The sequence below is a fragment of the Wielerella bovis genome, assembly GCF_022354465.1.
GTDB lineage: Bacteria > Pseudomonadota > Gammaproteobacteria > Burkholderiales > Neisseriaceae > Wielerella > Wielerella bovis.
The window spans coordinates 424,451-446,823 of sequence record NZ_CP092361.1 but is presented as its reverse complement, the minus strand read 5'-3'; the positions used below and the strand labels follow the sequence as shown (position 1 = coordinate 446,823).

25 protein-coding genes are annotated in these 22,373 nt (G+C 40.6%); 9 read left to right on the top strand and 16 right to left on the bottom strand.

Annotated features, from left to right (window positions below):
- Window positions 1-4: 4 nt before the first annotated feature.
- From atpD to MIS45_RS02225, 8 genes are read right to left on the bottom strand one after another with little or no spacing between them, the layout of a single operon-like run.
- Window positions 5-1,402: a F0F1 ATP synthase subunit beta gene (gene atpD, locus MIS45_RS02260; RefSeq protein WP_249443042.1), complete on the bottom strand. Its 1,398-nt coding sequence runs from the start codon at window positions 1,400-1,402 to the stop codon at window positions 5-7.
- Window positions 1,403-1,439: 37 nt separating this feature from the next.
- Window positions 1,440-2,312: a F0F1 ATP synthase subunit gamma gene (gene atpG, locus MIS45_RS02255; protein WP_249450866.1), complete on the bottom strand. Its 873-nt coding sequence runs from the start codon at window positions 2,310-2,312 to the stop codon at window positions 1,440-1,442.
- A gap of 28 nt (window positions 2,313-2,340) precedes the next feature.
- Entirely contained in the window at window positions 2,341-3,888 is a 1,548-nt protein-coding gene (gene atpA, locus MIS45_RS02250; RefSeq protein WP_249450865.1) for a F0F1 ATP synthase subunit alpha, read from the bottom strand.
- Window positions 3,889-3,897: 9 nt separating this feature from the next.
- A complete protein-coding gene (locus MIS45_RS02245; RefSeq protein WP_249450864.1) occupies window positions 3,898-4,446 on the bottom strand; it encodes a F0F1 ATP synthase subunit delta in 549 nt (182 codons plus the stop codon).
- Between the two features lie 4 nt (window positions 4,447-4,450).
- Window positions 4,451-4,921 (bottom strand): F0F1 ATP synthase subunit B, encoded by a 471-nt coding sequence (locus MIS45_RS02240; RefSeq protein ID WP_249450863.1) that lies wholly within the window; start codon window positions 4,919-4,921, stop codon window positions 4,451-4,453.
- 52 nt (window positions 4,922-4,973) lie between these two features.
- A complete protein-coding gene (gene atpE, locus MIS45_RS02235; RefSeq protein WP_249443037.1) occupies window positions 4,974-5,210 on the bottom strand; it encodes a F0F1 ATP synthase subunit C in 237 nt (78 codons plus the stop codon).
- 52 nt (window positions 5,211-5,262) lie between these two features.
- A complete protein-coding gene (gene atpB, locus MIS45_RS02230) occupies window positions 5,263-6,150 on the bottom strand; it encodes a F0F1 ATP synthase subunit A (protein WP_249443036.1) in 888 nt (295 codons plus the stop codon).
- Entirely contained in the window at window positions 6,140-6,490 is a 351-nt protein-coding gene (locus MIS45_RS02225; RefSeq protein WP_249443035.1) for an ATP synthase subunit I, read from the bottom strand. Before MIS45_RS02225 ends, atpB begins: the two co-directional genes overlap by 11 nt.
- 195 nt (window positions 6,491-6,685) lie before the next feature.
- Between MIS45_RS02225 and MIS45_RS02220 the strand changes: the two genes are divergently transcribed.
- The 6 genes from MIS45_RS02220 to MIS45_RS02195 all read left to right on the top strand — a co-directional run bounded on the left by MIS45_RS02220 (window position 6,686) and on the right by MIS45_RS02195 (window position 12,840).
- Complete coding sequence (locus tag MIS45_RS02220; RefSeq protein WP_249443034.1) at window positions 6,686-7,411, top strand: YebC/PmpR family DNA-binding transcriptional regulator; 726 nt, start codon at window positions 6,686-6,688, stop codon at window positions 7,409-7,411.
- 228 nt (window positions 7,412-7,639) lie between these two features.
- On the top strand, window positions 7,640-9,730 hold the full coding sequence (locus MIS45_RS02215; protein ID WP_249450862.1) for an ATP-binding protein: 2,091 nt from the start codon (window positions 7,640-7,642) through the stop codon (window positions 9,728-9,730).
- Window positions 9,731-9,763: 33 nt separating this feature from the next.
- Window positions 9,764-10,132, top strand: a complete 369-nt coding sequence (locus MIS45_RS02210) for a response regulator (RefSeq protein WP_249443032.1) — start codon at window positions 9,764-9,766, stop codon at window positions 10,130-10,132.
- A 3-nt stretch (window positions 10,133-10,135) separates the two neighbouring features.
- Window positions 10,136-10,591, top strand: a complete 456-nt coding sequence (locus tag MIS45_RS02205) for a chemotaxis protein CheX (RefSeq protein ID WP_249443031.1) — start codon at window positions 10,136-10,138, stop codon at window positions 10,589-10,591.
- A 73-nt stretch (window positions 10,592-10,664) separates the two neighbouring features.
- A complete protein-coding gene (locus MIS45_RS02200) occupies window positions 10,665-11,201 on the top strand; it encodes a glutathione peroxidase (protein ID WP_249444440.1) in 537 nt (178 codons plus the stop codon).
- 217 nt (window positions 11,202-11,418) lie between these two features.
- The gene (locus tag MIS45_RS02195; RefSeq protein ID WP_249444439.1) at window positions 11,419-12,840 is read left to right on the top strand and encodes an alanine/glycine:cation symporter family protein; all 1,422 of its coding nucleotides are present in this window, start codon (window positions 11,419-11,421) and stop codon (window positions 12,838-12,840) included.
- A gap of 146 nt (window positions 12,841-12,986) precedes the next feature.
- Here the strand turns inward: MIS45_RS02195 and MIS45_RS02190 are convergent, their stop codons facing one another.
- The 4 genes from MIS45_RS02190 to MIS45_RS02175 form a co-directional block, all read right to left on the bottom strand.
- Window positions 12,987-13,514, bottom strand: coding sequence for a hypothetical protein (locus MIS45_RS02190; protein WP_249444438.1), 528 nt, complete (start codon window positions 13,512-13,514; stop codon window positions 12,987-12,989).
- Between the two features lie 72 nt (window positions 13,515-13,586).
- Window positions 13,587-14,567, bottom strand: a complete 981-nt coding sequence (locus MIS45_RS02185) for a hypothetical protein (protein ID WP_249444437.1) — start codon at window positions 14,565-14,567, stop codon at window positions 13,587-13,589.
- 31 nt (window positions 14,568-14,598) lie between these two features.
- Window positions 14,599-15,720: a DUF4268 domain-containing protein gene (locus MIS45_RS02180; protein ID WP_249444436.1), complete on the bottom strand. Its 1,122-nt coding sequence runs from the start codon at window positions 15,718-15,720 to the stop codon at window positions 14,599-14,601.
- A gap of 51 nt (window positions 15,721-15,771) precedes the next feature.
- Window positions 15,772-16,176 carry an Lrp/AsnC family transcriptional regulator gene (locus MIS45_RS02175; RefSeq protein ID WP_249443024.1) on the bottom strand — a complete coding sequence of 135 codons (405 nt, stop codon included), beginning with the start codon at window positions 16,174-16,176 and terminating at the stop codon, window positions 15,772-15,774.
- Between the two features lie 108 nt (window positions 16,177-16,284).
- On the opposite strand from MIS45_RS02175, the gene MIS45_RS02170 reads away from it, so the two are divergent.
- Window positions 16,285-17,136: an MBL fold metallo-hydrolase gene (locus MIS45_RS02170; RefSeq protein ID WP_249444435.1), complete on the top strand. Its 852-nt coding sequence runs from the start codon at window positions 16,285-16,287 to the stop codon at window positions 17,134-17,136.
- Between the two features lie 84 nt (window positions 17,137-17,220).
- Here the strand turns inward: MIS45_RS02170 and MIS45_RS02165 are convergent, their stop codons facing one another.
- Window positions 17,221-17,727: a hypothetical protein gene (locus MIS45_RS02165; protein ID WP_249450861.1), complete on the bottom strand. Its 507-nt coding sequence runs from the start codon at window positions 17,725-17,727 to the stop codon at window positions 17,221-17,223.
- Window positions 17,728-17,794: 67 nt separating this feature from the next.
- On the opposite strand from MIS45_RS02165, the gene MIS45_RS02160 reads away from it, so the two are divergent.
- Together MIS45_RS02160 and MIS45_RS02155 are read left to right on the top strand one after the other, a co-directional pair.
- On the top strand, window positions 17,795-18,124 hold the full coding sequence (locus MIS45_RS02160) for a DMT family transporter (protein WP_249450860.1): 330 nt from the start codon (window positions 17,795-17,797) through the stop codon (window positions 18,122-18,124).
- Between the two features lie 250 nt (window positions 18,125-18,374).
- Window positions 18,375-19,028 carry an IS1595 family transposase gene (locus tag MIS45_RS02155; RefSeq protein WP_249450859.1) on the top strand — a complete coding sequence of 218 codons (654 nt, stop codon included), beginning with the start codon at window positions 18,375-18,377 and terminating at the stop codon, window positions 19,026-19,028.
- Between the two features lie 114 nt (window positions 19,029-19,142).
- Here the strand turns inward: MIS45_RS02155 and MIS45_RS02150 are convergent, their stop codons facing one another.
- The 3 genes from MIS45_RS02150 to groL all read right to left on the bottom strand — a co-directional run bounded on the left by MIS45_RS02150 (window position 19,143) and on the right by groL (window position 22,350).
- Window positions 19,143-19,718 (bottom strand): SCP2 sterol-binding domain-containing protein, encoded by a 576-nt coding sequence (locus MIS45_RS02150; protein WP_249450858.1) that lies wholly within the window; start codon window positions 19,716-19,718, stop codon window positions 19,143-19,145.
- Between the two features lies 1 nt (window position 19,719).
- Window positions 19,720-20,274 (bottom strand): hypoxanthine-guanine phosphoribosyltransferase, encoded by a 555-nt coding sequence (locus MIS45_RS02145; RefSeq protein WP_249444431.1) that lies wholly within the window; start codon window positions 20,272-20,274, stop codon window positions 19,720-19,722.
- A 435-nt stretch (window positions 20,275-20,709) separates the two neighbouring features.
- Window positions 20,710-22,350 carry a chaperonin GroEL gene (groL, locus tag MIS45_RS02140; protein WP_249449001.1) on the bottom strand — a complete coding sequence of 547 codons (1,641 nt, stop codon included), beginning with the start codon at window positions 22,348-22,350 and terminating at the stop codon, window positions 20,710-20,712.
- Window positions 22,351-22,373: the final 23 nt, after the last annotated feature.

Here is a 22,373-nt window from a genome sequence, read left to right as displayed (position 1 = left end):
CTCCTTAATTTAGAGTTTTCGCTTTCTCAACAGCTTCTTCAATGCCACCCACCATATAGAATGCTTGCTCTGGCAAGTGGTCATATTCGCCACTCAAAATGGCTTTGAAACCTGCAATCGTATCACGCAATGAAACATATTTACCAGGTGAGCCAGTAAATACTTCCGCAACGTGGAACGGTTGCGACAAGAAACGTTGGATTTTACGCGCACGCGCAACAACCAGTTTATCTTCGTCAGACAATTCGTCCATACCCAAAATGGCAATAATATCGCGCAACTCTTTGTATTTTTGTAAAGTAGATTGAACGCCACGCGCCACATCGTAATGCTCTTGACCCAAAACCATTGGGTCTAATTGACGAGAAGTGGAATCCAATGGGTCTACCGCAGGGTAAATACCTAAAGAGGCAATATCACGGCTCAATACAACTGTTGCATCCAAATGAGCGAATGTAGTTGCTGGAGATGGGTCAGTCAAGTCATCCGCAGGTACATACACAGCCTGAATAGACGTAATAGAACCTGTTTGCGTAGAAGTAATACGCTCTTGCAAGCGACCCATTTCTTCAGCCAACGTAGGTTGGTAACCCACCGCAGATGGCATACGACCCAACAATGCAGATACTTCTGTACCTGCCAATGTGTAACGATAAATATTATCTACAAAGAACAATACATCACGACCTTTGCCGTTTTCGTCTTTTTCATCGCGGAAATGCTCAGCCATAGACAAACCTGTCAAGGCAACACGTAAACGGTTACCAGGTGGTTCGTTCATCTGACCATATACCATTGCCACTTTGTCCAACACATTGGAATCTTTCATTTCGTGATAGAAGTCATTACCTTCACGAGTACGCTCGCCCACGCCTGCAAATACAGACAAACCACTATGGGCTTTGGCGATGTTATTAATCAATTCCATCATGTTTACGGTTTTACCTACACCTGCACCACCGAATAAACCTACTTTACCACCTTTGGCAAATGGACAAAGTAAGTCAATCACTTTAATGCCTGTTTCCAGCAATTCAGTTGCGCTGGATAATTCATCAAATTTAGGTGCAGGCTGATGAATAGCACGGAATTGGTCTGCACCAATATCGCCCGCTTCATCAACAGGTTCGCCCAATACATTCATAATGCGACCTAGAGTTGCTTTACCCACAGGCACAGTAATTGGCGCACCTGTATTTTCAACTACTAGACCACGTTTCAAACCATCTGTTGTACCCATTGCAATGGTACGCACAATGCCATCACCTAATTGTTGTTGTACTTCAAGAGTTAAATCAACATCCACTAGTTTCAATGCATCGTAAATACTTGGAATTGCATCTCGTGGAAACTCTACATCCACTACCGCACCAATGATTTGTACGATTTTGCCTTGGCTCATTATCGTATCCTAATCTATTTTGACATTTCAGGCTGCCTTAAACGGCCGCCGCACCTGCCACAATTTCTGACAATTCTGTAGTAATTGCTGCTTGGCGAGATTTATTGTATACCAAACGCAACTCCTTGATAGCATTACCTGCATTATCAGTAGCAGCTTTCATTGCTACCATACGCGCAGCTTGTTCTGCCGCCATATTTTCACATAATGCTTCATAAACCACAGATTCTAAATAACGTCTTACCAAATATTCCAACACAACAATGGGGCTTGGTTCATACTTATAATCCCAATTATATTGACCACCATTGTTTTCATTCAAAATCTCTTTGCCAATTGGCAACAAAATTTCTGAACGCGGCTCTTGTTTCATGGTATTGACAAATTGCGAACTAACTAAATGAATAACATCCAACTCGTGTTTTTCATAACGCTGAAAAATTTCTGTTAGTGCACCTAACATGGTTTCCATTTTAGGTGTATCACCCAAATTAGTTACACTTGCAATAACATTTAAACCAATGCGCTGACAAGCCAATAAACCCTTGCTACCCAAACACACCACCTCTACACCAATCCCTTGGTTTTGGTATTCTTGAACTTGTGCAAAGAATTTTTTCAATACATTAGCATTCAAACCACCACACAAACCTTTATCGCTGGTAATTAAAATAAATCCAACACGTTCTTTAGCTTGATGTTCTTCCAACAGTTTGATGCCATGATCGGCATTCGTTTGCGCCAAGCGATTCATAACCAACCGAACTTGGTCGGCGTAAGGTCTCGCTAGGCGCATTCGATCTTGAGTCTTGCGCATTTTAGAGGTTGATACCATTTGCATTGCTTTAGTGATTTTTTGCGTATTTTGTACGCTCCGAATCTTGGTAAGAATCTCTTTTCCAACTGCCATTTTTTTAAGACTCCTTCTATGCTAATCTTTAAGCAGCGTAGCTGTACGAAGTCTTAAAAGTTTTGATAGCTTCCGCTAACACAGCTTCATTTTCATCGCTCAATGCACCAGAAACATCAATGGCTTGTAATGTATCAGGATGTTGTGTACGCACATAGTTTAAGAATTCTGCTTCAAATCCCAGTGCTTTTGATACAGGAACATCTGAATATGAACCATTATTAATTGCCCATAAAGTCAAAGCCATCTCTGCTACGCTCAGGGTGCTGAATTGTTTTTGCTTCATTAATTCAGTGACCACTTCGCCGTGTTGCAATTGTTTGCGTGTTGCCTCATCCAAATCTGATGCAAATTGCGCAAACGCAGCCAATTCACGATATTGAGCCAATGCCAAACGAATACCGCCACCTAATTTCTTAATCACTTTGGTTTGTGCTGCACCACCTACACGAGATACTGAAATACCTGCGTTAATTGCGGGACGAATACCAGAGTTAAACAAATCAGTTTCCAAGAAAATCTGACCATCTGTAATAGAAATTACATTAGTTGGCACGAATGCAGAAACGTCGCCAGCTTGCGTTTCAATAATTGGTAATGCAGTTAATGAACCCGTTTTACCTTTAACTTCACCATTGGTCAATTTTTCTACTTCTTCTGGATTGATGCGTGCAGCACGCTCTAACAAACGAGAGTGTAAGTAGAACACATCACCTGGATAAGCTTCACGACCTGGTGGACGGCGCAACAACAATGAAATTTGACGATAAGCAACGGCTTGTTTAGACAAATCATCATAAATAATCAATGCATCTTCACCACGGTCACGGAAATATTCACCCATAGTGCAGCCTGAATAAGGTGCAATGTATTGTAATGCAGCAGCTTCTGATGCAGTCGCTGCAACAACAATAGTATGCTCCATAGCACCTTGTGCTTCTAATTGACGCACAACATTGGCAATAGATGATGCTTTTTGACCGATTGCTACATAGATACAAATGACCCCTGTACCTTTTTGGTTGACAATCGCATCTAATGCAACGGCTGTTTTACCCGTTTGACGGTCGCCAATAATCAACTCACGCTGACCACGACCAATTGGCACCATTGAGTCAATCGCTTTTAAACCTGTTTGAATAGGCTGATCAACAGATTGTCGTGCAATTACACCTGGAGCAATTTTCTCAATAGGTGCAGTCTCTGCTGCATTAATAGGACCTTTACCATCAATAGGTTGACCCAAAGCATTAACTACACGGCCTACCAATTCACGACCAATTGGCACTTCCAAAATACGACCTGTGCATTTCACCTCGTCGCCTTCTTTAATGTGCCCATACTCACCCAGCACTACCGCACCGACCGAATCACGCTCCAAATTCATTGCCAAGCCAAACGTGTTGTTTGGAAATTCCAACATTTCCCCTTGCATCACATCTGACAAACCATAAACACGGACGATACCATCGGTTACAGAGATGACTGTACCACGGGTTTGAGCCTCTTGCTTGGTGTTTAATTTTTCAATCTTCGCTTTCAGCAAATTGCTGATTTCAGCAGGATTAATCTGCATGAAATCCTCCTAATTTGTCATAGTCGCGTACAGTTTTTGCAATTTACCCTGCACCGACAAATCTAACACTTGATCACCTACAACTACTTTTAAACCACCAATTAAATCAGGTTCGGTAATAAAATTAGCCTGTAAGCGAACATGAAAATGCTGCTCTAAATCACTGATGATTTTGGCACGCTGACCTTCGCTCGCAACGGCATAAGCGGTATAGATAGTAGCTTGTTTGGTATTATTTTTTGCCAAAACAAACTCTTTATACAATTCAAAAATATTCGGCAGTACAGCAAGTCTTTTTTCACTAGCAACCACATGAATAAAATTTTTGAATTCAACACTTTTTGTTGCTTGGATCTTGTCCAACAAATGAATAAGCTCTTTTGCTTTATCATCAGCTTCTACATCAACACGATTGATATATGCAGCTACTTTGGGTTGCTGAACCAGCCAAGCCAGTTGCTGAAGACCTTCAGACCAGCTTTCAGTTTGCTCTTTTGCCTCTGCCAATTCAAACATTGCTTTGGCATAAGGACGAGCAACGGTTGCGAACTCTATCATAAGATCACAGCTCCTGTTTTAAGGCACCCAACATCTGAGCATGCTGTTTTTCATTCACTTCGCAACGCAAGATAGATTCCGCACCTTTAACCGCCAAAAATGCAACTTGTTCACGCAAAGCCTCGCGTGCACGATTGATTTCTTGTTCAGCATCGGTTTTTGCTTGTGCAGTAATACGCGCAGCTTCAGAAGCAGCCTGAATTTTGGCATCTTCCACAATTTGTGCAGCACGTTTTTCTGCATTCGCAACCATTTCACTAACTTGGTTACGACCTTCGGTCAAGAGTTCTGCAACTTTCTTCTCTGCTTGCTCAAAATCGCTTTTACCGCGTTCAGCAGCAGCCAAACCTTCTGCGATTTTATCCGCACGTTCATCAAGTGCTTTGGCAATGGGTGGCCACACAAATTTGAGTGTAAACCAACACAAACCCAAAAACACGATTAACTGCGCAATTAAGGTTGCATTTAAATTCACTTTACTTGCCCTCGTTCAGGGGTTAATCAAACAATTCGTTTTGGTCAAATTATTATGCACCACTGAATGGATTAACGAAAGCGAACAGCAATGCAATAGCCACACCAATCAAGAATGCCGCATCAATCAGACCTGCAATCAAGAATAATTTGGTTTGCAATGGACCAATCAACTCCGGCTGACGCGCAGATGATTCCAAATATTTAGAACCAACCATTGCGATACCAATAGATGCACCCAACGCACCCAATGCAACAATCAGACCACATGCAATAGCAACTAAACCCATGGTAAAACTCCTAGTTTAAAGAAAGGTTAAAATAAAACAACAAATCTAATCTTTAGTGATGTTCATGAGCTTGACCAATATAAACAAATGCCAAAGCCATGAAAATAAATGCTTGCAGCGTAATTACCAAAATATGGAAAATTGCCCACGCCAAACCAGCAAGAATATGGAAAATAAACAAAATAGGGTCAAGTAAACTAACACTACCTGTACTTGCCCATGCACCGCCAAGCAATGCAATCAACAAAAATACCAATTCGCCCGCATACATATTACCAAATAACCGCATACCATGCGAAACGGTTTTGGAGAAAAACTCCAAAACATTCATAACAAAATTAATTGGCATCAAAATGATTTTAGCAACCGCACCATTTGCACCAAATGGCGCAGAAATCAATTCATGCCCCCAACCACCTAAACCTTTAATTTTAATACTATAATAAATACACATCAGCAATACACCAATTGCAATTGCTAAAGTAGTATTTAAATCTGCTGTCGGCACAACACGTAACAAAGCATGATGCTCACCTGTCATACCTTGAAATACGCGTGGCAACAAATCCACTGGCAGCAAATCCATTGCATTCATTAAGAAAATCCACACAAACAAAGTTAAGCCGACAGGCGCAACTGCTTTGCGTGATTTCTCATTATGAATGATACTTTTACACATATCATCCACAAATTCAAACAAAATTTCTACGGCAGCCTGAAAACGCGTTGGCACACCAGAAGTGGCTTTTTGCGCTCCACGATACAGAATATAACTACCCAATATACCCAATAGCGCAGAAAAGAAAATTGCATCTAAATTGATGAATGAAAAGTCTGCAATATTTTGTAAACCTTGCCCTTCGGTTACATCAGACAAACTGGTTAAGCTTTGTAAGTGGTGCTTAATGTAATCGGCAGGGGTCAATACTTCACTTGCCATAATGATGAACTTTCATAATGTATAATAAAATCAAATGACTGACAATTAATAAACCGCAAAAAAAAGGAAGAAATCGTATTTCTTTGTATAAAACAACTGATGCGGTCATCAAAATTAAAGCCAGTACTATTTTTAAACCTTCCGATGCAACAAATCCAACACCAACAAGTTCTGGTTGTTTGCGCGAAAGTTTTAAAATTAGTACCGATATAACTGTGGGAATTGTATAAGACAAACAGCCTAATGCAAATGATAAGGCAGCCTGAAAACCATAAAAAACAAAACAAAGCGGCGATGCGAGCAGCAGTGTAATAAATTGTAAGCGAACAACTGCAAACACAAATTCTTCCGTTAAGTTTTACTAAATTTAAACGCGAAATATAATCTAAACATCACAATATCGTCAAGCAAATTTGCGAAAACCTTTTTTCAGGCTGTCATTTGTTAAGTTTCAGGCTGCCTACACTTTGCTTGTATAAAAATATGTTAAAATAAGCCGTTTATTTCATCGTTATTTTATTGGGAGTTTTTGAAGATGGCTGGACACAGTAAGTGGGCGAATATTCAACATAAAAAAGCACGCGCTGATGCGCAACGTGGCAAAATTTTTACCAAACTGATTAAGGAAATTACCGTAGCAGCAAAATTGGGTGGTGGCGACCCTGCTTCTAATCCACGTTTGCGTTTGGCAATGGACAAAGCTTGGGACAATAATATGCCCAAAGACAATATCCAACGCGCGATTGACAAAGGCACAGGCAATTTAGAAGGCGTGGAATACATTGAATTGCGCTATGAAGGCTATGGTATTGGTGGTGCAGCAGTTATGGTGGATTGCATGACCGATAATAAAACGCGCACGGTTGCAGATGTACGCCATGCGTTTACCAAAAATGGTGGTAATTTAGGGACAGATGGTTGCGTGGCGTTTAACTTTGTTCATCAAGGTTATTTGGTTTTTACCAATGTGGATGAAGATGCATTGATGGAAGCAGCATTGGAAGCAGGTGCGGAAGATGTGATTGTAGATGATGAGGGCATCATTGAAGTAATTACTGCGCCAACCGAATGGGCAAGCATTAAAACAGCTTTGGAAGCAGCTGGTTTTAAATCAGAAGATGGCGATGTAACTATGCGTGCGCAAAACACCACTGAACTAGAAGGCACAGAAGCGGAAAAAATGCAAAAATTGATTGATGCGTTGGAAAGTTTGGATGATGTACAAAATGTATACACATCTGCGGTTTTGCATTTTGCGTAATTTTTTCAGGCTGCCTGAAAATACCATATCGTTGTATTTTCAAAACACATATAACACAGATTTAAAGAGAATCTAGGAAAACCTGTTTAGTATGATTATGTTTTGAAATATAATGACTCGATTCCAAATTAAGCCGTTTTTACATTGCGTTTTGTGTAAAAACATATTTCCAATATAAATTTCTTCAAATATTTATATTTTATAACTAAGGTATGGAGTTATGAACCCATGAGTAAAATTTCACTTAATAAACTAAGCGGCAGTGGTTTGTCGCGGTACTATGGCATGATTGTGTCCATTAGTATTTTCTTGGTATTCATTACCGCATTGATGGGTACTTCTATCTACCTGTCTTCTCAAGTGCAAAAGAATACTGACCAACACTATGTAGCAGAGCAGTTACACCAAGCTCAGCACAAATTGATGCAATCTCTATTGAGCTTAAAGCTGTCTTATGGTGAAGACCCAAACAGTCCACACATGCAAACTACTTTGAAAACATTAAACGAATCTCAAGATACTTGGGAACGCAGTTTAACAGCCTTACAAAACGGTGGTTCGTTCAAAGGTAATACTACAGAAGTAAATATTTCTGCAGTACGAGATGGTGACAATCCAAAAAATTTGGCTACAGTCAAAACTTCTTGGACTTCATTATCTAATGAAGTAAATAACTATTTAAAAGTTGCAACCTCACCAACTGCTACTTCAACCTCTTTGGACTTGGCTGTATTACAAGCCCAAGCTCAAGGTGTAGTCGTAAATGAAGCGACAGAATCTGTTTTGGAAAGTTTGCAAAGAACTATTCAAAGTCGTTCTTCTTTCTTGAATACACTACAAACTGTGGGTATTGCAATTGCGCTGTTATACCTGATTTTGTTCTTGGTATACTTCGTACGAAAATTGGTAGCATCTGACCGAGAAGCAGAAGCAGCACGTCGTGAAACCACAGAGATTATGGATACGGTGAATACAGGTTTGTTCCTGTTGGACAGTGAGTTGAACATTGGTTCTCAATACTCTAAAGAGTTGGAAAACTTGGTGGGTCAAACCAACTTGGGTGGTAAAAACTTGATGGACGTTTTGAGTGGTATGATTTCTGATGAAGATTTGAATACAACTCACGCTTTCATTGGACAGTTGTATAACCAACGTACCAAAGAACGTTTGATTTCCAGCTTGAACCCATTGACTCGTCAGCCAGTGAATATCCCAGGTCGCGACAAAAATGATACACGTTACTTGGACTTCAAATTTAACCGCGTATATCACGGTACAGATATTTCTCGTGTATTGGTTGGTGTGTCAGACGTAACCGATGCGGTATTGCTGGAGCAACGCATTGAACAAGAACGTGAACAAAATGACGTTCAATTGGAAATGTTAAGTACCATTTTGCAAGCAGACCGTCGTTTGGTTGATGATTTCGTACGCAACGTAAAACGCCGTAATACCAATATCAACAACGTATTGAAAGCACCTGGTGAACGCCAACCTGAATTGCGCGACAAAGTGAACACTATGTTCCGTGAAGTACACAGTATGAAAGGTGAGGCATCAACCTTGAAATTACATGGTTTCACAGTGCTAGCAGAAAACTTGGAAAATGAGTTGAATCGCTTGTCAAAAGTACCTTCATTGTCAGGTGAACACTTCTTGGGCTTGGCAGTTCACTTGGATGAGTTAATGAAATTGACACAAACCATTGAAGACTTAGTATCACGTCTGGGTGGTAGTGGTCCTATACATTCAGCTCACTCTGGTGAAGCACACACTTTAGCCAATTACTATACCAAGTTTGTATCAGACCTGGCACAACGTAATAATAAAAGTGTTGACTTCAGCTACGTTGGTGTAGAAGAAACCAAAGACGAAACCACAGATTCGGTTATTCGTGAAATTGCGGTGCAAGTATTGCGTAATGCAGTCGTACACGGGATTGAAACCCCAGAAGAACGTCAAAGCAGACGCAAATTGGCAACAGGCCATGTTCGCATGGAATTGTTAGACCAAGGTAACCAATTCTCACTAGTATTAGAAGATGATGGTAAAGGTTTAGATTACGAAGCTATTCGTGCTAAAGCTGTTCGCATCGGTAAATATAGCGAGGCAGAAGCTGCTCAATTGGGTAATAAAGAGTTACTAGCATTGATTTTCAGCCCAGGTTTCTCCACTTTGGATAAATCAACTGAAGATGCAGGTCGCGGTGTAGGTTTAGATATTATCAAAGACCGTGTTTCTGCTTTGGGTGGTAAAATTGGTGTATCAACACACGCAGGCTCTTACACTCGTTTTAGCTTTACTTTCCCCAAAAAATAACCGATTAACTTAATTTATAAAATAGAGAATATTATGGCTAGAAAATTAATGATTGTTGATGATTCCAACGTGATTCGTAACCGTATTACTCGCGGTTCAACACGTATGGATTTTGAAGTAGTAGCAACGGCAACTAATGGTTTGGAAGCTGTTGAACTATATAAACAACACCGCCCAGATGTAGTTACAATGGATTTGACCATGCCAAAAATGGATGGTTTGGAATGCATCTACGAACTGACTAATTTAGATGAAAGTGCCAACATTTTGGTTATTTCAGCATTGTCAGACAAAGCAACAGGCATTAAAGCCTTGCAACTGGGTGCACGTGGTTTTATCTGTAAACCATTTACTGATGAAGATTTATTCGAAGCTCTTGATGAAATGTTAGAAGGAAACTAAAAAATGAAAGAAGAAAAATTACAAGTATTCTTGGAAGGCGTACAAAAGTACTTCCACCAAGTGATGGATCCAGAGGAGTTGGTTGTTGGCACACCTTATTTGGTTGAAAACACCGTTCCTTCTGCAAAAGACTTCACAGGTGTGATTGCGATTTCTGGTAAAAATAAAGGTATCGTATACTTCACTGCGCCAAAAGAATTATTGGAACGCTTGTTAATTTTGATGGGCGAACGTGAAATTACTGAGTCTTTCATGATTGACTTGGTTGGTGAAGTAGCTAACACGATTGCAGGTAATGCTCGTAGTGAATTTGGTGAAGAATTTGAAATTTCTGTACCAATCGTATTGCGCGGTGCACCAGATGAAATCTTGTTGCCACGCAAAGACCGCTCATTTGTGATTCCAATTAACTGGAAAAACCGCAGCGCAGCTATCGTGATTTCATTGCGTAAACCATAATTTGTTTACAAAAAGGCAGCCTGAAAATATTTTCAGGCTGCCTTATTCATATTATTTTTTATAAGGAAAAAATATGGCACCTATTTATCAGTTTATCCTGCAAACAGCACAAGGCGAAGATAAATCTTTGGCAGATTATCGTGGTAAAGTCTTGCTTTTGGTTAATACCGCCACTCGCTGCGGCTTAACACCTCAATATGAGGATTTGCAAAAATTGTACGCTAAATATCGTGAACAAGGTTTGGAAATTTTGGATTTCCCCTGCAACCAGTTCCGCGAACAAGCACCTGAAAATGGCGCAGAATATGCGCAAGTTTGTCAGATGAAATTTGGTACAGAATTTACCATTTTCAACAAAATTGATGTGAATGGTGCAAATGCGCATCCTTTATATGTTTATTTGAAACAACAGCAACCCGAAGATACGGGTAATCACATTTTCAAAGATTTGCTGTTAAAATTGGCATCATTGGGTGAAACTCGCGAAGGTTCGGATATTAAATGGAATTTCACCAAATTCTTGGTTAATCGTGAAGGAGAAGTTGTCGCACGTTTTGCACCGAGCGTTACCCCATTTGAAATAGAGACAGATATTCAAAAATTGTTATAAATTCAAATGCAGCCTGAAAACTATTTTTCAGGCTGCCTATTATTTTGTGATAAAAAACTTTATTTAAATCAAAAATCATAAAATCAAAATCAGATTTAGCATGATATGGCTATTTCTGCCAGCAAATAATCCAAATAAAATGCCACTACATTGTAAAAATCAGCTATGATGCAACCCTTTTCATAAACAAAATTTTACAATAAAAACAGAGGTATTTATGCAAGAAACATTTGCACACATTGTAGACAGCATCAACACCGTTCTATGGAGCTATATCCTCATGTATGCCTTAGTGGGGATTGGCTTATTTTTTACCGTATATTTAGGTGCGCCACAAATTACTAAATTCGGCACAGGCATGAAATCGGTCTTTGGTGGCTTGTTTAGCAAAAACAAAGGGGAAAAAGACCATCAAGCCTTGTCGCAATTTCAAGCATTAGCGGTTGCCATTTCAGCACAAATCGGTACAGGGAACGTGGCAGGTGTGGCAACGGCTATCATTGCGGGGGGGCCTGGCGCTATTTTCTGGATTTGGGTATCTGCATTTTTTGGTATGGCGACTATTTTCGCCGAAGCAGTATTGGCACAAAAATATCGTGTGGTTAGTCATGGTAAATACATTGGCGGCCCTGCTTTTTACATTACCCATGGTTTAACCAACAAAATTGGGCGAACAAATGCGCGATTTTTATCAGGCTTCTTTTCTATCGCCTTGATTATCGCGCTGGGATTTATTGGTAATGCAGTACAAGCTAATTCCATTGCCAGCGCAGTGCAAGCATCATTTGAAATTCCTGCTATCGTGGTCGGCATTTTCCTTGCGGTAGCAGCTGGGGCTATTTTTATTGGTGGCATCAATCGCATAGCCCGTTTCGCGCAATTTATCGTGCCATTTATGGCGATTATCTATATTTTGAGTTCAATTCTTATTTTGTTGCAATTTTCCGAACATCTCGGCAGCATTGTGCAACAAATTTTTGTGGCAGCCTTTAATCCACAAGCCGTATTGGGTGGCGCAGCAGGGATAGGCATACGCGAAGCCATTCGTTTCGGTGTAGCACGAGGTTTGTTTTCCAACGAAGCAGGTATGGGTTCAACGCCACATGCACACGCAACCGCCAATGTTGCACACCCTTCCTTGCAAGGCATGGCAGCATTTATCAGTATTTTCATTGATACTATGATAGTATGTTCCATGACTGCATTGATTATTTTAATGACGGGCGCAAATACATCTGGCTTACAAGGTGCTGCCGTAACGCAGCAAGCCTTTGTCATTGCATTTGGTCATTGGGGTGGCAGTTTATTAGCAATTTGCTTAACGTTCTTCGCCTTTACGACAATTATTAGCTGGTATTATTTTGGTGAATCCAATATCCGTTTTTTGTTTAAAGGCAAGTTTTTAAAAATCTATCGCGGATTGGTTTTGTTGGCGATTGTATTGGGTACGTTGGGCAAAGTGGATTTAGTTTGGAATTTATCAGATGTTTTCAACGGCATGATGGTTCTGCCTAACTTGATTGCTTTGTTTCTATTACGTAAAGAAATCAAAGCGGTGTATCACGATTATTTAACACAAGAAAAATCAGGCAAAGAAATTTCGTACAATTACGAATTTCATGAATATCACGAAAAATAAGTTTTCAGGCTGCCTTATCTATATTTTAAGATAAAGCAGCCTGAATATTATAGTGGATTCAATTTAAATCAGGACAAGGCGGCAGCGACCACCGTGTACAGGCTGGCAACGCTGTACTGGTTTAAATTGAATTCACTATATTTCATTTAAAAATCGCCAGCTTCAAAATAATACGCCCCATTTTCATCGCAATGTCCATAATCTCCTGTTTCTTCATCAGGAGCATTGGAAATATTGTGAATTAATTGCCATTCAATCGCTTGGATACATTTCTTGCCGACCGCATAAATGATTTCTTCATCTCTTGGCAAAATATAATATTCGCCATTCACATAAATCAACTCATCGCCTGAAAAGGTATCGCCCACGCATACAGATTGCAAAACGTGTTCTTTACTCAAAACAGCCGCACCGTCTTCCCAAAAATAATATTCTTGATAACGTTCAATGCGTTCAAAATGCGTTTGAGCAATTTCATTTGGCGAAAACAAACGCACATAAGTTCCACCAAAAATACCGCTCCCAAATTGAGTTATCCAATCAATGTAATTTTGTTCAAATTGATGCCCAATTTGTTGCTCACATTTTCTAACATTATCAAGCGTTGCGGATTTTAATTCTGACGGATTGGTAATGTGCCATTTTAAATTGGCGAAATTAGCAATATAACTCATGTTTTTCCTAATCATTTTATTCAATATTGAGTTTTCAGGCTGCCTGAAAATGCTTGCAAAATTCGTTATTCATCAAGGCTGCGACCACGCCCACACGCTGCCGTCTGCCAACAAAAAATATGCCGTGCGATTTTGCACCGCGCTGCGAACAATTTTGGCGGGCAATTCGGGCGCGAGCCGTTTCAGGCTGCCTGAACCGTCCAGCGCGACCACATGGCGCAAATCCATTTGCGGTATCAGCGCGTAATTGGGCAAAATTGCCGCGATTTGCGTTTCGCGTGAGCCGATTTCGTGGTTGCTGAAACCGTCGCCCAATTCCTGTTCAATCAAATGCTTGCCTTGCATTTCGTAGCGCACCAATCGCCCACGCAAATGCGGCATTTGCACCGCATACAGTTGATTTTGAAACACAAAGGGCGATTGCCAACGGTTGTTCGGCAAAGGCGCACTTTCCGCGACAATTTGCCAATGTCCGTTTGTCAATGCCAACACCGCCACGCGCGCCCCTGCGCCACCGCCCGAAATAACCGCCACGACTTTGTCGCCCCAAAGCGTTACCGTGTTGTTTTCAAAAACCAAATTTTCAGGCAGCCTGAACGCGGCTGCGGCTGGTTTCAGCGTTTGCGCCTCCAAAGTGTAGAGCGTTTTCGCTTCAATCGTGTCGCCTAAAACGCCGTGTGGGTAGGTTTCGCTGTCGGGGTTGCCAAGATACAAGACCTTGTTTTCAAATATAATCGGTACAGCATCAGGCAAAACGGGCAATTCTTGAATTTCGTTTGCCAACAGCAAACTTTGTGGAACGGAACACAGCTTCAAAGGGTAAAAATCTTGCCCAGCTTGATGTTTGCCAAAACCACAATCATCGCCATACGCAACAAAACCGTTCCGTACCAAAGGTGTATTCGTTTCATCATTCGCCAAGCGGCGGATTTCAGGCAGCGCGTGTTCCGATTGCGCGACAAAATTCGGCTCGGCACGACAAGCGTTTAAAATCAATAAAATGGGTAATAAAGTTAATTTTTTGAAATTCATGGTTTTTTCTTTTGGTTGCATTTTCAGGCTGCCTGAAACCATATTGAAACAATTATTTAGACAGTTGTTTCAAAAAGGGGCTAATCGCTTGCTCTAATTTTTTCATTTGCGAAATATGCCAATTTATTACTGTTTCCCATTCTGAACGGTCATCTCTTGAAAAATGACCCACAACGCAAATTCGGCACGATTTTTTGTCATCTAAACGCTCCCAGTTCAGTTCTTCACCAAAACTGGCTTCAATTTCAGCTTTATAATTTGCTAAAAAATCAAAATGCTGTTTATTAACTGTTGCATCTGAATGATTCATATACAACTCTGCTCTTGCTGAATTTTTTAATAAAACAAAGGCATAAGTAATATTGGCTACACCAGAAGTAACATGTAACGCATGCTCATTACTGCTTTTTCTTGATTTGAATAAGGTAAAACCTTGCTCATCGGCAGTTTTTAAAAGCAACGACCAATATTCAGAATACAGATTGGCAGCATTTAATTTTGATGTACTGGATTGTTTTTCTTCTACTTCTTTTCGTGCTAGCCGAATTTGATATTGTTCAATTTCGGGAACGGGGATAATTTGGTCTATATCAATGATGATTTCTTGCCGACCATTTTGTTGCAAAATATAAGGAATAATACGAACACAACGAATGTCTATGCCATTTTCGCGCAACCATACAACGGTACTGGTTACTTCTTGCCGAAATTCATGCGCGACCAAAATCAGTCTCTGTCCAAATCCTTGATTTAAAATAACGCTTTCAAAATCATCGGCTTCCAAGAATGCACAGATTTCTGATTGAGCATTCAATTCAAGTTTGTATTTGTCTATATATCTTTGAAAAATATCCACAATTTCATGTTTATTTAAACTGGAACAATAAGATACATATTTCAAAGCCTGCCAAGTAACATCGCGCCCACTGTCATCTAACTTATTTTCAATGATGACTAAATTACCGTTTTTGTCCAAAGCCAGTAAATCCAAACGCTCCCTAGTTTTATCAAACTCATCAAATTCTTCTTGAATAATCAACAATTCTTCGCCTAAAACTGCGGGTGTTTGGTTTATCCATTTCTGCAAATCTTGGCGTTCTTTTAAACCTAAATCTGAAAATGTGGTATTTTGAATGGCGGTTAATTTTTTATCTTGCTTGTCTAAAATATACATTTGGGATTCCTTTGCATTACGATAGTCAGTATTTTTCAGGCTGCCTGAAATTCATTTCACACGCCGAATGCTGCTGTTTAAACGGTACGCGCCATGCTGCAATAATTCATTTAAAAACTGTTCCAATTCCGCCAAATTTTCCGTAACGTAAACAATCATATAACAAATATCGCCACTGGTTTTGTCCACGCTTTCCACATTCGGATTTTGGATAAGCCAATTCTCAAATAATTGAAAATTCGTGTGTTTCATCATCACGCCAATCAAATGGCGCGGACGGTTTTCGCGTATGGTAAAACCGTCAATCACGCCATGTTCTTGCATTTGTTTTACACGCTCGGCAGCAGCTTGTCCGCTTAAATGCACGTTTTTGCCCAATTCTTGCCAACTTATGCGGCTGTTTTGGCGCAAGGTTTGCAAAATGGCTAGGCTGATTTTGTCGTCAAATTTTTTCATTTCTTACAATTTCTCTGTTTTGGGCGATGATTTCGTGGATTTTACGCTGTAAACAGATGATTGGCACGGCTACAATTTTGTTTTTTTAATCAATAAGGAAACCATAAAATGAAATTTACACCCATCGCTTTTGCCGCCATTTTGTTTTCAGGCAGCCTGAATGCTTGGGCGGACAGCTATCAACACATTCGCAATGCCACCGCCAAAGTGGAATATGCAGGACAAATTTTCCTGATTGACCCATTTTTCGCCAAAAAAGGCGCGATGTCGGGTTTTGACGGTACGTTCAACAGCCATTTGCGCCAACCGCTCGTGGATTTGCCCATGTCGGAACGCGAAATTGTCAAAGGCGTGGACGCTGTCATTGTTACCCACGCCCATGAAGACCATTGGGACAAAACCGCGCAAAACGCCATTCCCAAACATTTGCCCATTTTCACGCAACATGAAGACGATGCCCAGTTAATTCGTTCACAAGGTTTTAAAAATGTGCAAGTGATTAACGGTAAAGCAATTTTCAATGGCGTGGAATTGCATAAAACAGGCGGTTCACATGGCACGATTGAAATGTATGCCAATCCACAACTTGCCAAATCATTGGGCGAAGCCATGGGCGTGGTCATGAAAAAAGACGGTCATGCAACGGCTTACATCATGGGCGACACAATTTGGACTGCCGAAGTGAACAAGGCTTTGCACAAATTCAATCCCGATTATTTGATTATGAACACGGGCTATGCGCGAATTAATGGTATTGCCGACAGCATTATTATGGGCTTGCCCGATGTGCTAAAAGCCACCCAAGTTGCACCCAAAGCCAAAATCATCACGGTTCACATGGACACGGTTAATCATACTGCCGTAACGCGCGATGATATGCGTAAATTTGTGATTGGCGAAAAAATCCAAGATAAAGTCATCATTCCGAAAGATGGCGAAACGATTGTTTTGGAAAAATAAATTGTTTTCAGGCTGCTTGAAAGTCCATAAATTTTAGGTAATTAAAACGATTTTGCCTCTACATTTTTCAGGCTGCCTGAAAACCTAAATTGCCGATGAATAAACAGGCATATTTAACACAAAATCTGTATCCGCATAATCCGTATTGCCTTCATATTCAAAACACAACACGCCTTTTAGCAACAAAGTCAATCCATTTTGTGCGCGATTTCGGAAAAATTTTAATAATTGGATTTCAATCACTTGATGTCGCCCAAACAGGTAAACGCTCGCGTCCAATGTGCGTTCGGGTTCATCGTCATTTTCGTCTAGCCAGCCATTTTCTTGACGCGAAAAACGCAAATCCAAATCCGCCACATCGCGCAAATAAGCGGACGGCAACACATCATTTAAAGTCGCGTCTATGATTAAATGGTGGATTTCATTATCCAACTCAAATGCTTGTAAAGAAACACTTAATTGGACTGCCAACGCGTCTGCCAAAGGCGAAAGCAGGGCAAATTGCCCTTTCAGCATTTTATGGGGAAATGGGATTTTATCGGTGTTCATCGGTTCAGGCTGCCTGAAAAATTCTGTATTGAAATACCACATTTTATCAAAGTTGTGATTGGCTGCAGAAAGACATTAAAATTCTATGTTCATATTTTTAGGAGATAAAATGAATCATTGGATTTTATTAGCTATTTCAATTACTTGTGAGATTTTCGGCACCACCATGCTCAAACACAGTGATGGTTTTACCAAACTGGTTCCTACGCTGGCAGCGATGTGTGCATTTGGTGTAGCGTTTTATTTGGTGTCGCTGGTATTTCGGGTGTTGCCTGTGGGAATTGTGTATGCAATTTGGTCGGGCGTGGGCATTGTGGTGACTGCGTTAATTAGCTGGGCTGTGTTTGGGCAAAAGCCTGATTTGGCTGCCATTTTGGGCATGGCGATGATAGTGAGTGGCGTAGTAGTCATCAATTTGTTTTCCAAAATGGGGCATTGAGATTGACATCGTTTTTCAGGCTGCCTGAAAAACAATATATAACACATACCACGCATCCAAATTCCCAATTTTTTGGGAAAATAGTATGTGATGTGTACTCTAGAATTGAAACTGCATTTTATTCCAAACCCAATAATTTGAGATATTGTTACATTTCAGCACAATTTTGAACCTATATAATCATTGTTAAAAATATTTGGGGCTGTCCTAGATAACTAGGGAAATCTAATTTCAGGTTAGAATAATCCCTATGAAAAAAAGTCGTTTAAGTCAGTACAAACAAAATAAACTCATTGAGCTGTTTGTTGCAGGCGTTACCGCACGCACAGCAGCACAATTAGTTAGTATTAATAAAAAAAACACAGCCACCTATTACTTCCATCGTTTACGTCTACTCATCTATCATAACAGCCCACATCTGGAAATGTTTGATAGCGAAGTAGAAGTTGATGAAAGCTATTTTGGCGGACAACGTAAAGGCAAACACGGTCGCGGTGCAGCTGGCAAAGTAGCTGTATTCGGGCTTTTGAAGCGAAATGGCAAAGTTTACACCGTTGCTGTACCCAATACACAAACCGCCACTTTATTGCCGATAATCTGTGAGCAAGTGAAGCCTGACAGCATTGTTTATACCGATTGTTACAAAAGTTATGATGTGCTTGATGTGAGTGAATTTAGCCATTTTCGCATCAATCACAGCACACATTTTGCGGAACGACAAAATCATATTAACGGAATTGAGAACTTTTGGAGTCAAGCAAAGCGCCATTTACGTAAGTTTAATGGCATATCCAAAGAGCATTTTGAGCTGTATTTGAAGGAATGCGAATGGCGTTTTAACAACAGTGAGATAAAAGTTCAGGTTTCCATTTTAAAACAATTAGTAAAGCAGGATTTGTTCTAGTTATCTAGTACAGCCCCAAATATTTTTACTTAATGAGATTTCATCACACGGAAAAAATGTGTTTTTGACCATTGATTTATTCTCCTAAATTTTCAGGCAGCCTGAAAATAAACATCAATCTACATCATACATTTTCAACTGCCGTTCCATTTCGTCCAAACGGCGATTGGCTTGTTCTAATTGATTTTGAACCGCATTCAACGCATCAGTACACGCTGCCAGTTGGTCAGCTAATTGCTGTTGCTCACGACTTGGCGCAATAGAGGCAGCCTGAAACATTAAAGTTTGTCCTAAAACAGTCAAAATCCGCCCTACTTTTTCGGTTTTTTGGGCGACACGTTCCACCGTTTCATCGCCAAAAATACGGCGCAAATCTTGCTGTGGTGTGTAACGTAACTGGGCGCAGCGCATCATGATACCTATGCCCAATTCCATGTCGCCCTCAATCGCCAAATCATTCAAAGTGGGGAATTGTCCTTGCAAAATTTTGGGCAGCGCATCATCATGCAAAATCAGCGTAGTACTAGCTGGCTTGCGCGTACTGTCCAATAAACCGTGTTGATTGATTCGCCCAACAATATTTAGGCTGCCTGTTTTAATGGCAATGACAATACCGTTGTAACCCGATAATTGTTGACATACTTCGGGATTTTGTTGTAGTAAATGATTGATTAAATGAATAGATAACATTTTATTTCATCGCATAAATCGCGCCCAAGTTACGCCACATATTTTTTGCATCCATGCCATAACCAAATACATAACGGTTGGGGACGTTCAAACCAACATAATCTGCATAAATTGGTTTTTCTTTACCAATCAATTTGTTAGCAAATACAGCAATTCGGCAAGATTTTGCGCCCATTTGGCTGATATGCTCCACAATGGCGTGCATGGTATGCCCCTCATCCAAAATATCGTCCAAAATCAAGACATCACGTCCTGCAACATTTTTGGGTTCACGCAACCATTCAAATGCGCCGCCCTGTAATTTATCACCATAGCGAGTAATGTGAATGTAATCAAAATCCAAAGGAAAATGCAATAATGGCAATAACTTACCTGTAAACACAACTGCACCACCCATCACAGGTAAAACCAATGGATAAGCATTACTCAAATCGCGCGTAATATCATCTGCCATACATTGCAAAGCAAGTTCACATTTAGCTTCGTTGTGGATAAGCTCAGCATTTTGGAAAAGCTGTTGCGCTTCTTCATAACGTTGTTGTAATTCGGGAGTCATTTTATTCCTTTAAATCTGTATGTTGGCAGCCTGAAAAGTAATGCCATACATTTTCAGGCTGCCTGAATAGGTTTTGCAAAATTTTCTTATTTTAACAGTTTCGCTTTATTTAGGGCAGCCTGAAAAAATGTTTTCTATAGTGGATTCAATTTAAATCAGGACAAGGCGACAGCAACCGCCATGTACACATAGTATAGTGAATTCAATTTAAACCAGTACAGCGTTGCCAGCTCCCTTATGTACTATGTGTACACGGCGGTCGCTGTCGCCTTGTCCTGATTTAAATTGAATCCACTATACATAAGGGAGCTGGTAACGCTGTACTGGTTTAAATTGAATTCACTATATTTTAAATAACAATACAACAAAAGGCAGCCTGAAACTGAATCAGTTTTCAGGCTGCCTTTTATTTAGTTAGCTAGACTCGGGTGCGAATTACATCATGCCACCCATACCGCCCATGCCGCCACCCATTGGCGCAGCAGGAACAGGTTTGTCTTCTGGAATATCAGCAATCATACAATCGGTTGTCAACATCAAACCAGCGATAGAAGCTGCGTGTTGTAATGCGTAACGAGTTACTTTGGCAGGATCCAAAACGCCCATCGCAATCATGTCGCCATAAGTATCGTTGCCAGCGTTGTAACCGAAGTTACCTGTGCCTTCCAATACTTTGTTTACTACCACAGATGCTTCGCCACCTGCATTGCTTACAATTTGACGCAATGGTGCTTCAATCGCACGCAATACAATTTTCACACCAGCTTCTTGGTCAGCATTGTCGGTCGCTACGTTTTGCAATGCTGCACGAGCACGCAACAATGCCACGCCACCACCTGCAACAATACCTTCTTCAACCGCAGCACGAGTTGCATGCAAAGCATCATCAACGCGGTCTTTTTTCTCTTTCATTTCCACTTCGGTTGCTGCGCCAACTTTAATCACAGCCACACCACCTGCCAATTTAGCGATGCGTTCTTGCAATTTTTCACGGTCGTAATCGCTGTTGGTGGTTTCCAAGTGTTTACGCAATTCAGCTACGCGAGCCTCAACCGCTTCTTTGCTACCAAAACCATCAATAATTGTAGTGGTATCTTTGCTCACTTCAATGCGTTTTGCTTGACCTAACAAGTCCAAAGTTGCAGTTTCCAAAGACAAACCAACGTCTTCTGAAATCACTGTACCATTGGTCAAAATAGCGATGTCGCGCAAAGTTGCCAAACGGCGGTCGCCAAAACCTGGGGCTTTCACGGCAGCAGTACGCAATACGCCACGCATATTGTTTACCACCAAAGTTGCCAATGCTTCGCCTTCAATGTCTTCTGCAATAATCATCAATGGACGGTTGGTTTTTGCCACTTGTTCCAATACAGGCAACAATTCACGGATGTTGCTGATTTTTTTGTCAAACAACAATACCCAAGGATTGTCCAAACCAGCGATTTGTTTTTCAATATCGCTCACGAAATATGGAGACAAATAGCCGCGTTCAAATTGCATACCTTTTACTACAGCCAATTCGTTTTCCAATGATTTACCATCTTCAACAGTAATCACGCCTTCTTTGCCTACTTCTTGCATCGCATCGGCAATGATTTTACCGATTTGTTCGTCCGCATTAGCAGAAATAGAACCTACTTGTGCGATTTGTTCATAAGTTTCGCAAGGTTTAGCAATGTTTTTCAACTCGCCCACCAAAGCCACAACAGCTTTATCAATACCGCGTTTCAAATCGGTTGGGTTCATGCCAGCAGTAACAAATTTCATGCCTTCGGTAACAATGGCTTGTGCCAAAACGGTTGCAGTTGTTGTACCATCACCTGCTACGTCATTAGTTTTAGACGCTACTTCTTTAACCATTTGTGCGCCCATGTTTTCAAATTTGTCTTTCAACTCAATTTCTTTTGCCACAGACACACCGTCTTTGGTGATGTGTGGGCCACCGAATGAGCGGTCTAATACTACGTTGCGGCCTTTAGGACCCAAAGTAACACGCACAGCGTTTGCCAATACGTTTACACCATCAACCATTTTTTGACGCACATCTGCGCCGAATTGAACGTCTTTTGCTGCCATTTTGTATTCTCCAATAATATATA

What these genes read in the sequence shown, in the direction of transcription:
- MIS45_RS02245 (WP_249450864.1), bottom strand. Translation starts at nt 4,446, where the DNA reads ATGATAGAGTTCGCAACCGTTGCTCGTCCTTATGCCAAAGCAATGTTT.
- MIS45_RS02185 (WP_249444437.1), bottom strand. Translation starts at nt 14,567, where the DNA reads ATGCAACCAAAAGAAAAAACCATGAATTTCAAAAAATTAACTTTATTA.
- MIS45_RS02220 (WP_249443034.1), top strand. Translation starts at nt 6,686, where the DNA reads ATGGCTGGACACAGTAAGTGGGCGAATATTCAACATAAAAAAGCACGC.
- atpB (WP_249443036.1), bottom strand. Translation starts at nt 6,150, where the DNA reads ATGGCAAGTGAAGTATTGACCCCTGCCGATTACATTAAGCACCACTTA.
- MIS45_RS02160 (WP_249450860.1), top strand. Translation starts at nt 17,795, where the DNA reads ATGAATCATTGGATTTTATTAGCTATTTCAATTACTTGTGAGATTTTC.
- groL (WP_249449001.1), bottom strand. Translation starts at nt 22,350, where the DNA reads ATGGCAGCAAAAGACGTTCAATTCGGCGCAGATGTGCGTCAAAAAATG.
- MIS45_RS02165 (WP_249450861.1), bottom strand. Translation starts at nt 17,727, where the DNA reads ATGTGGTATTTCAATACAGAATTTTTCAGGCAGCCTGAACCGATGAAC.
- MIS45_RS02155 (WP_249450859.1), top strand. Translation starts at nt 18,375, where the DNA reads ATGAAAAAAAGTCGTTTAAGTCAGTACAAACAAAATAAACTCATTGAG.
- MIS45_RS02190 (WP_249444438.1), bottom strand. Translation starts at nt 13,514, where the DNA reads ATGAGTTATATTGCTAATTTCGCCAATTTAAAATGGCACATTACCAAT.
- atpE (WP_249443037.1), bottom strand. Translation starts at nt 5,210, where the DNA reads ATGGGTTTAGTTGCTATTGCATGTGGTCTGATTGTTGCATTGGGTGCG.
- MIS45_RS02145 (WP_249444431.1), bottom strand. Translation starts at nt 20,274, where the DNA reads ATGACTCCCGAATTACAACAACGTTATGAAGAAGCGCAACAGCTTTTC.
- MIS45_RS02175 (WP_249443024.1), bottom strand. Translation starts at nt 16,176, where the DNA reads ATGAAAAAATTTGACGACAAAATCAGCCTAGCCATTTTGCAAACCTTG.
- atpG (WP_249450866.1), bottom strand. Translation starts at nt 2,312, where the DNA reads ATGGCAGTTGGAAAAGAGATTCTTACCAAGATTCGGAGCGTACAAAAT.
- MIS45_RS02205 (WP_249443031.1), top strand. Translation starts at nt 10,136, where the DNA reads ATGAAAGAAGAAAAATTACAAGTATTCTTGGAAGGCGTACAAAAGTAC.
- MIS45_RS02195 (WP_249444439.1), top strand. Translation starts at nt 11,419, where the DNA reads ATGCAAGAAACATTTGCACACATTGTAGACAGCATCAACACCGTTCTA.
- MIS45_RS02170 (WP_249444435.1), top strand. Translation starts at nt 16,285, where the DNA reads ATGAAATTTACACCCATCGCTTTTGCCGCCATTTTGTTTTCAGGCAGC.
- atpA (WP_249450865.1), bottom strand. Translation starts at nt 3,888, where the DNA reads ATGCAGATTAATCCTGCTGAAATCAGCAATTTGCTGAAAGCGAAGATT.
- atpD (WP_249443042.1), bottom strand. Translation starts at nt 1,402, where the DNA reads ATGAGCCAAGGCAAAATCGTACAAATCATTGGTGCGGTAGTGGATGTA.
- MIS45_RS02180 (WP_249444436.1), bottom strand. Translation starts at nt 15,720, where the DNA reads ATGTATATTTTAGACAAGCAAGATAAAAAATTAACCGCCATTCAAAAT.
- MIS45_RS02150 (WP_249450858.1), bottom strand. Translation starts at nt 19,718, where the DNA reads ATGTTATCTATTCATTTAATCAATCATTTACTACAACAAAATCCCGAA.
- MIS45_RS02200 (WP_249444440.1), top strand. Translation starts at nt 10,665, where the DNA reads ATGGCACCTATTTATCAGTTTATCCTGCAAACAGCACAAGGCGAAGAT.
- MIS45_RS02215 (WP_249450862.1), top strand. Translation starts at nt 7,640, where the DNA reads ATGAGTAAAATTTCACTTAATAAACTAAGCGGCAGTGGTTTGTCGCGG.
- MIS45_RS02210 (WP_249443032.1), top strand. Translation starts at nt 9,764, where the DNA reads ATGGCTAGAAAATTAATGATTGTTGATGATTCCAACGTGATTCGTAAC.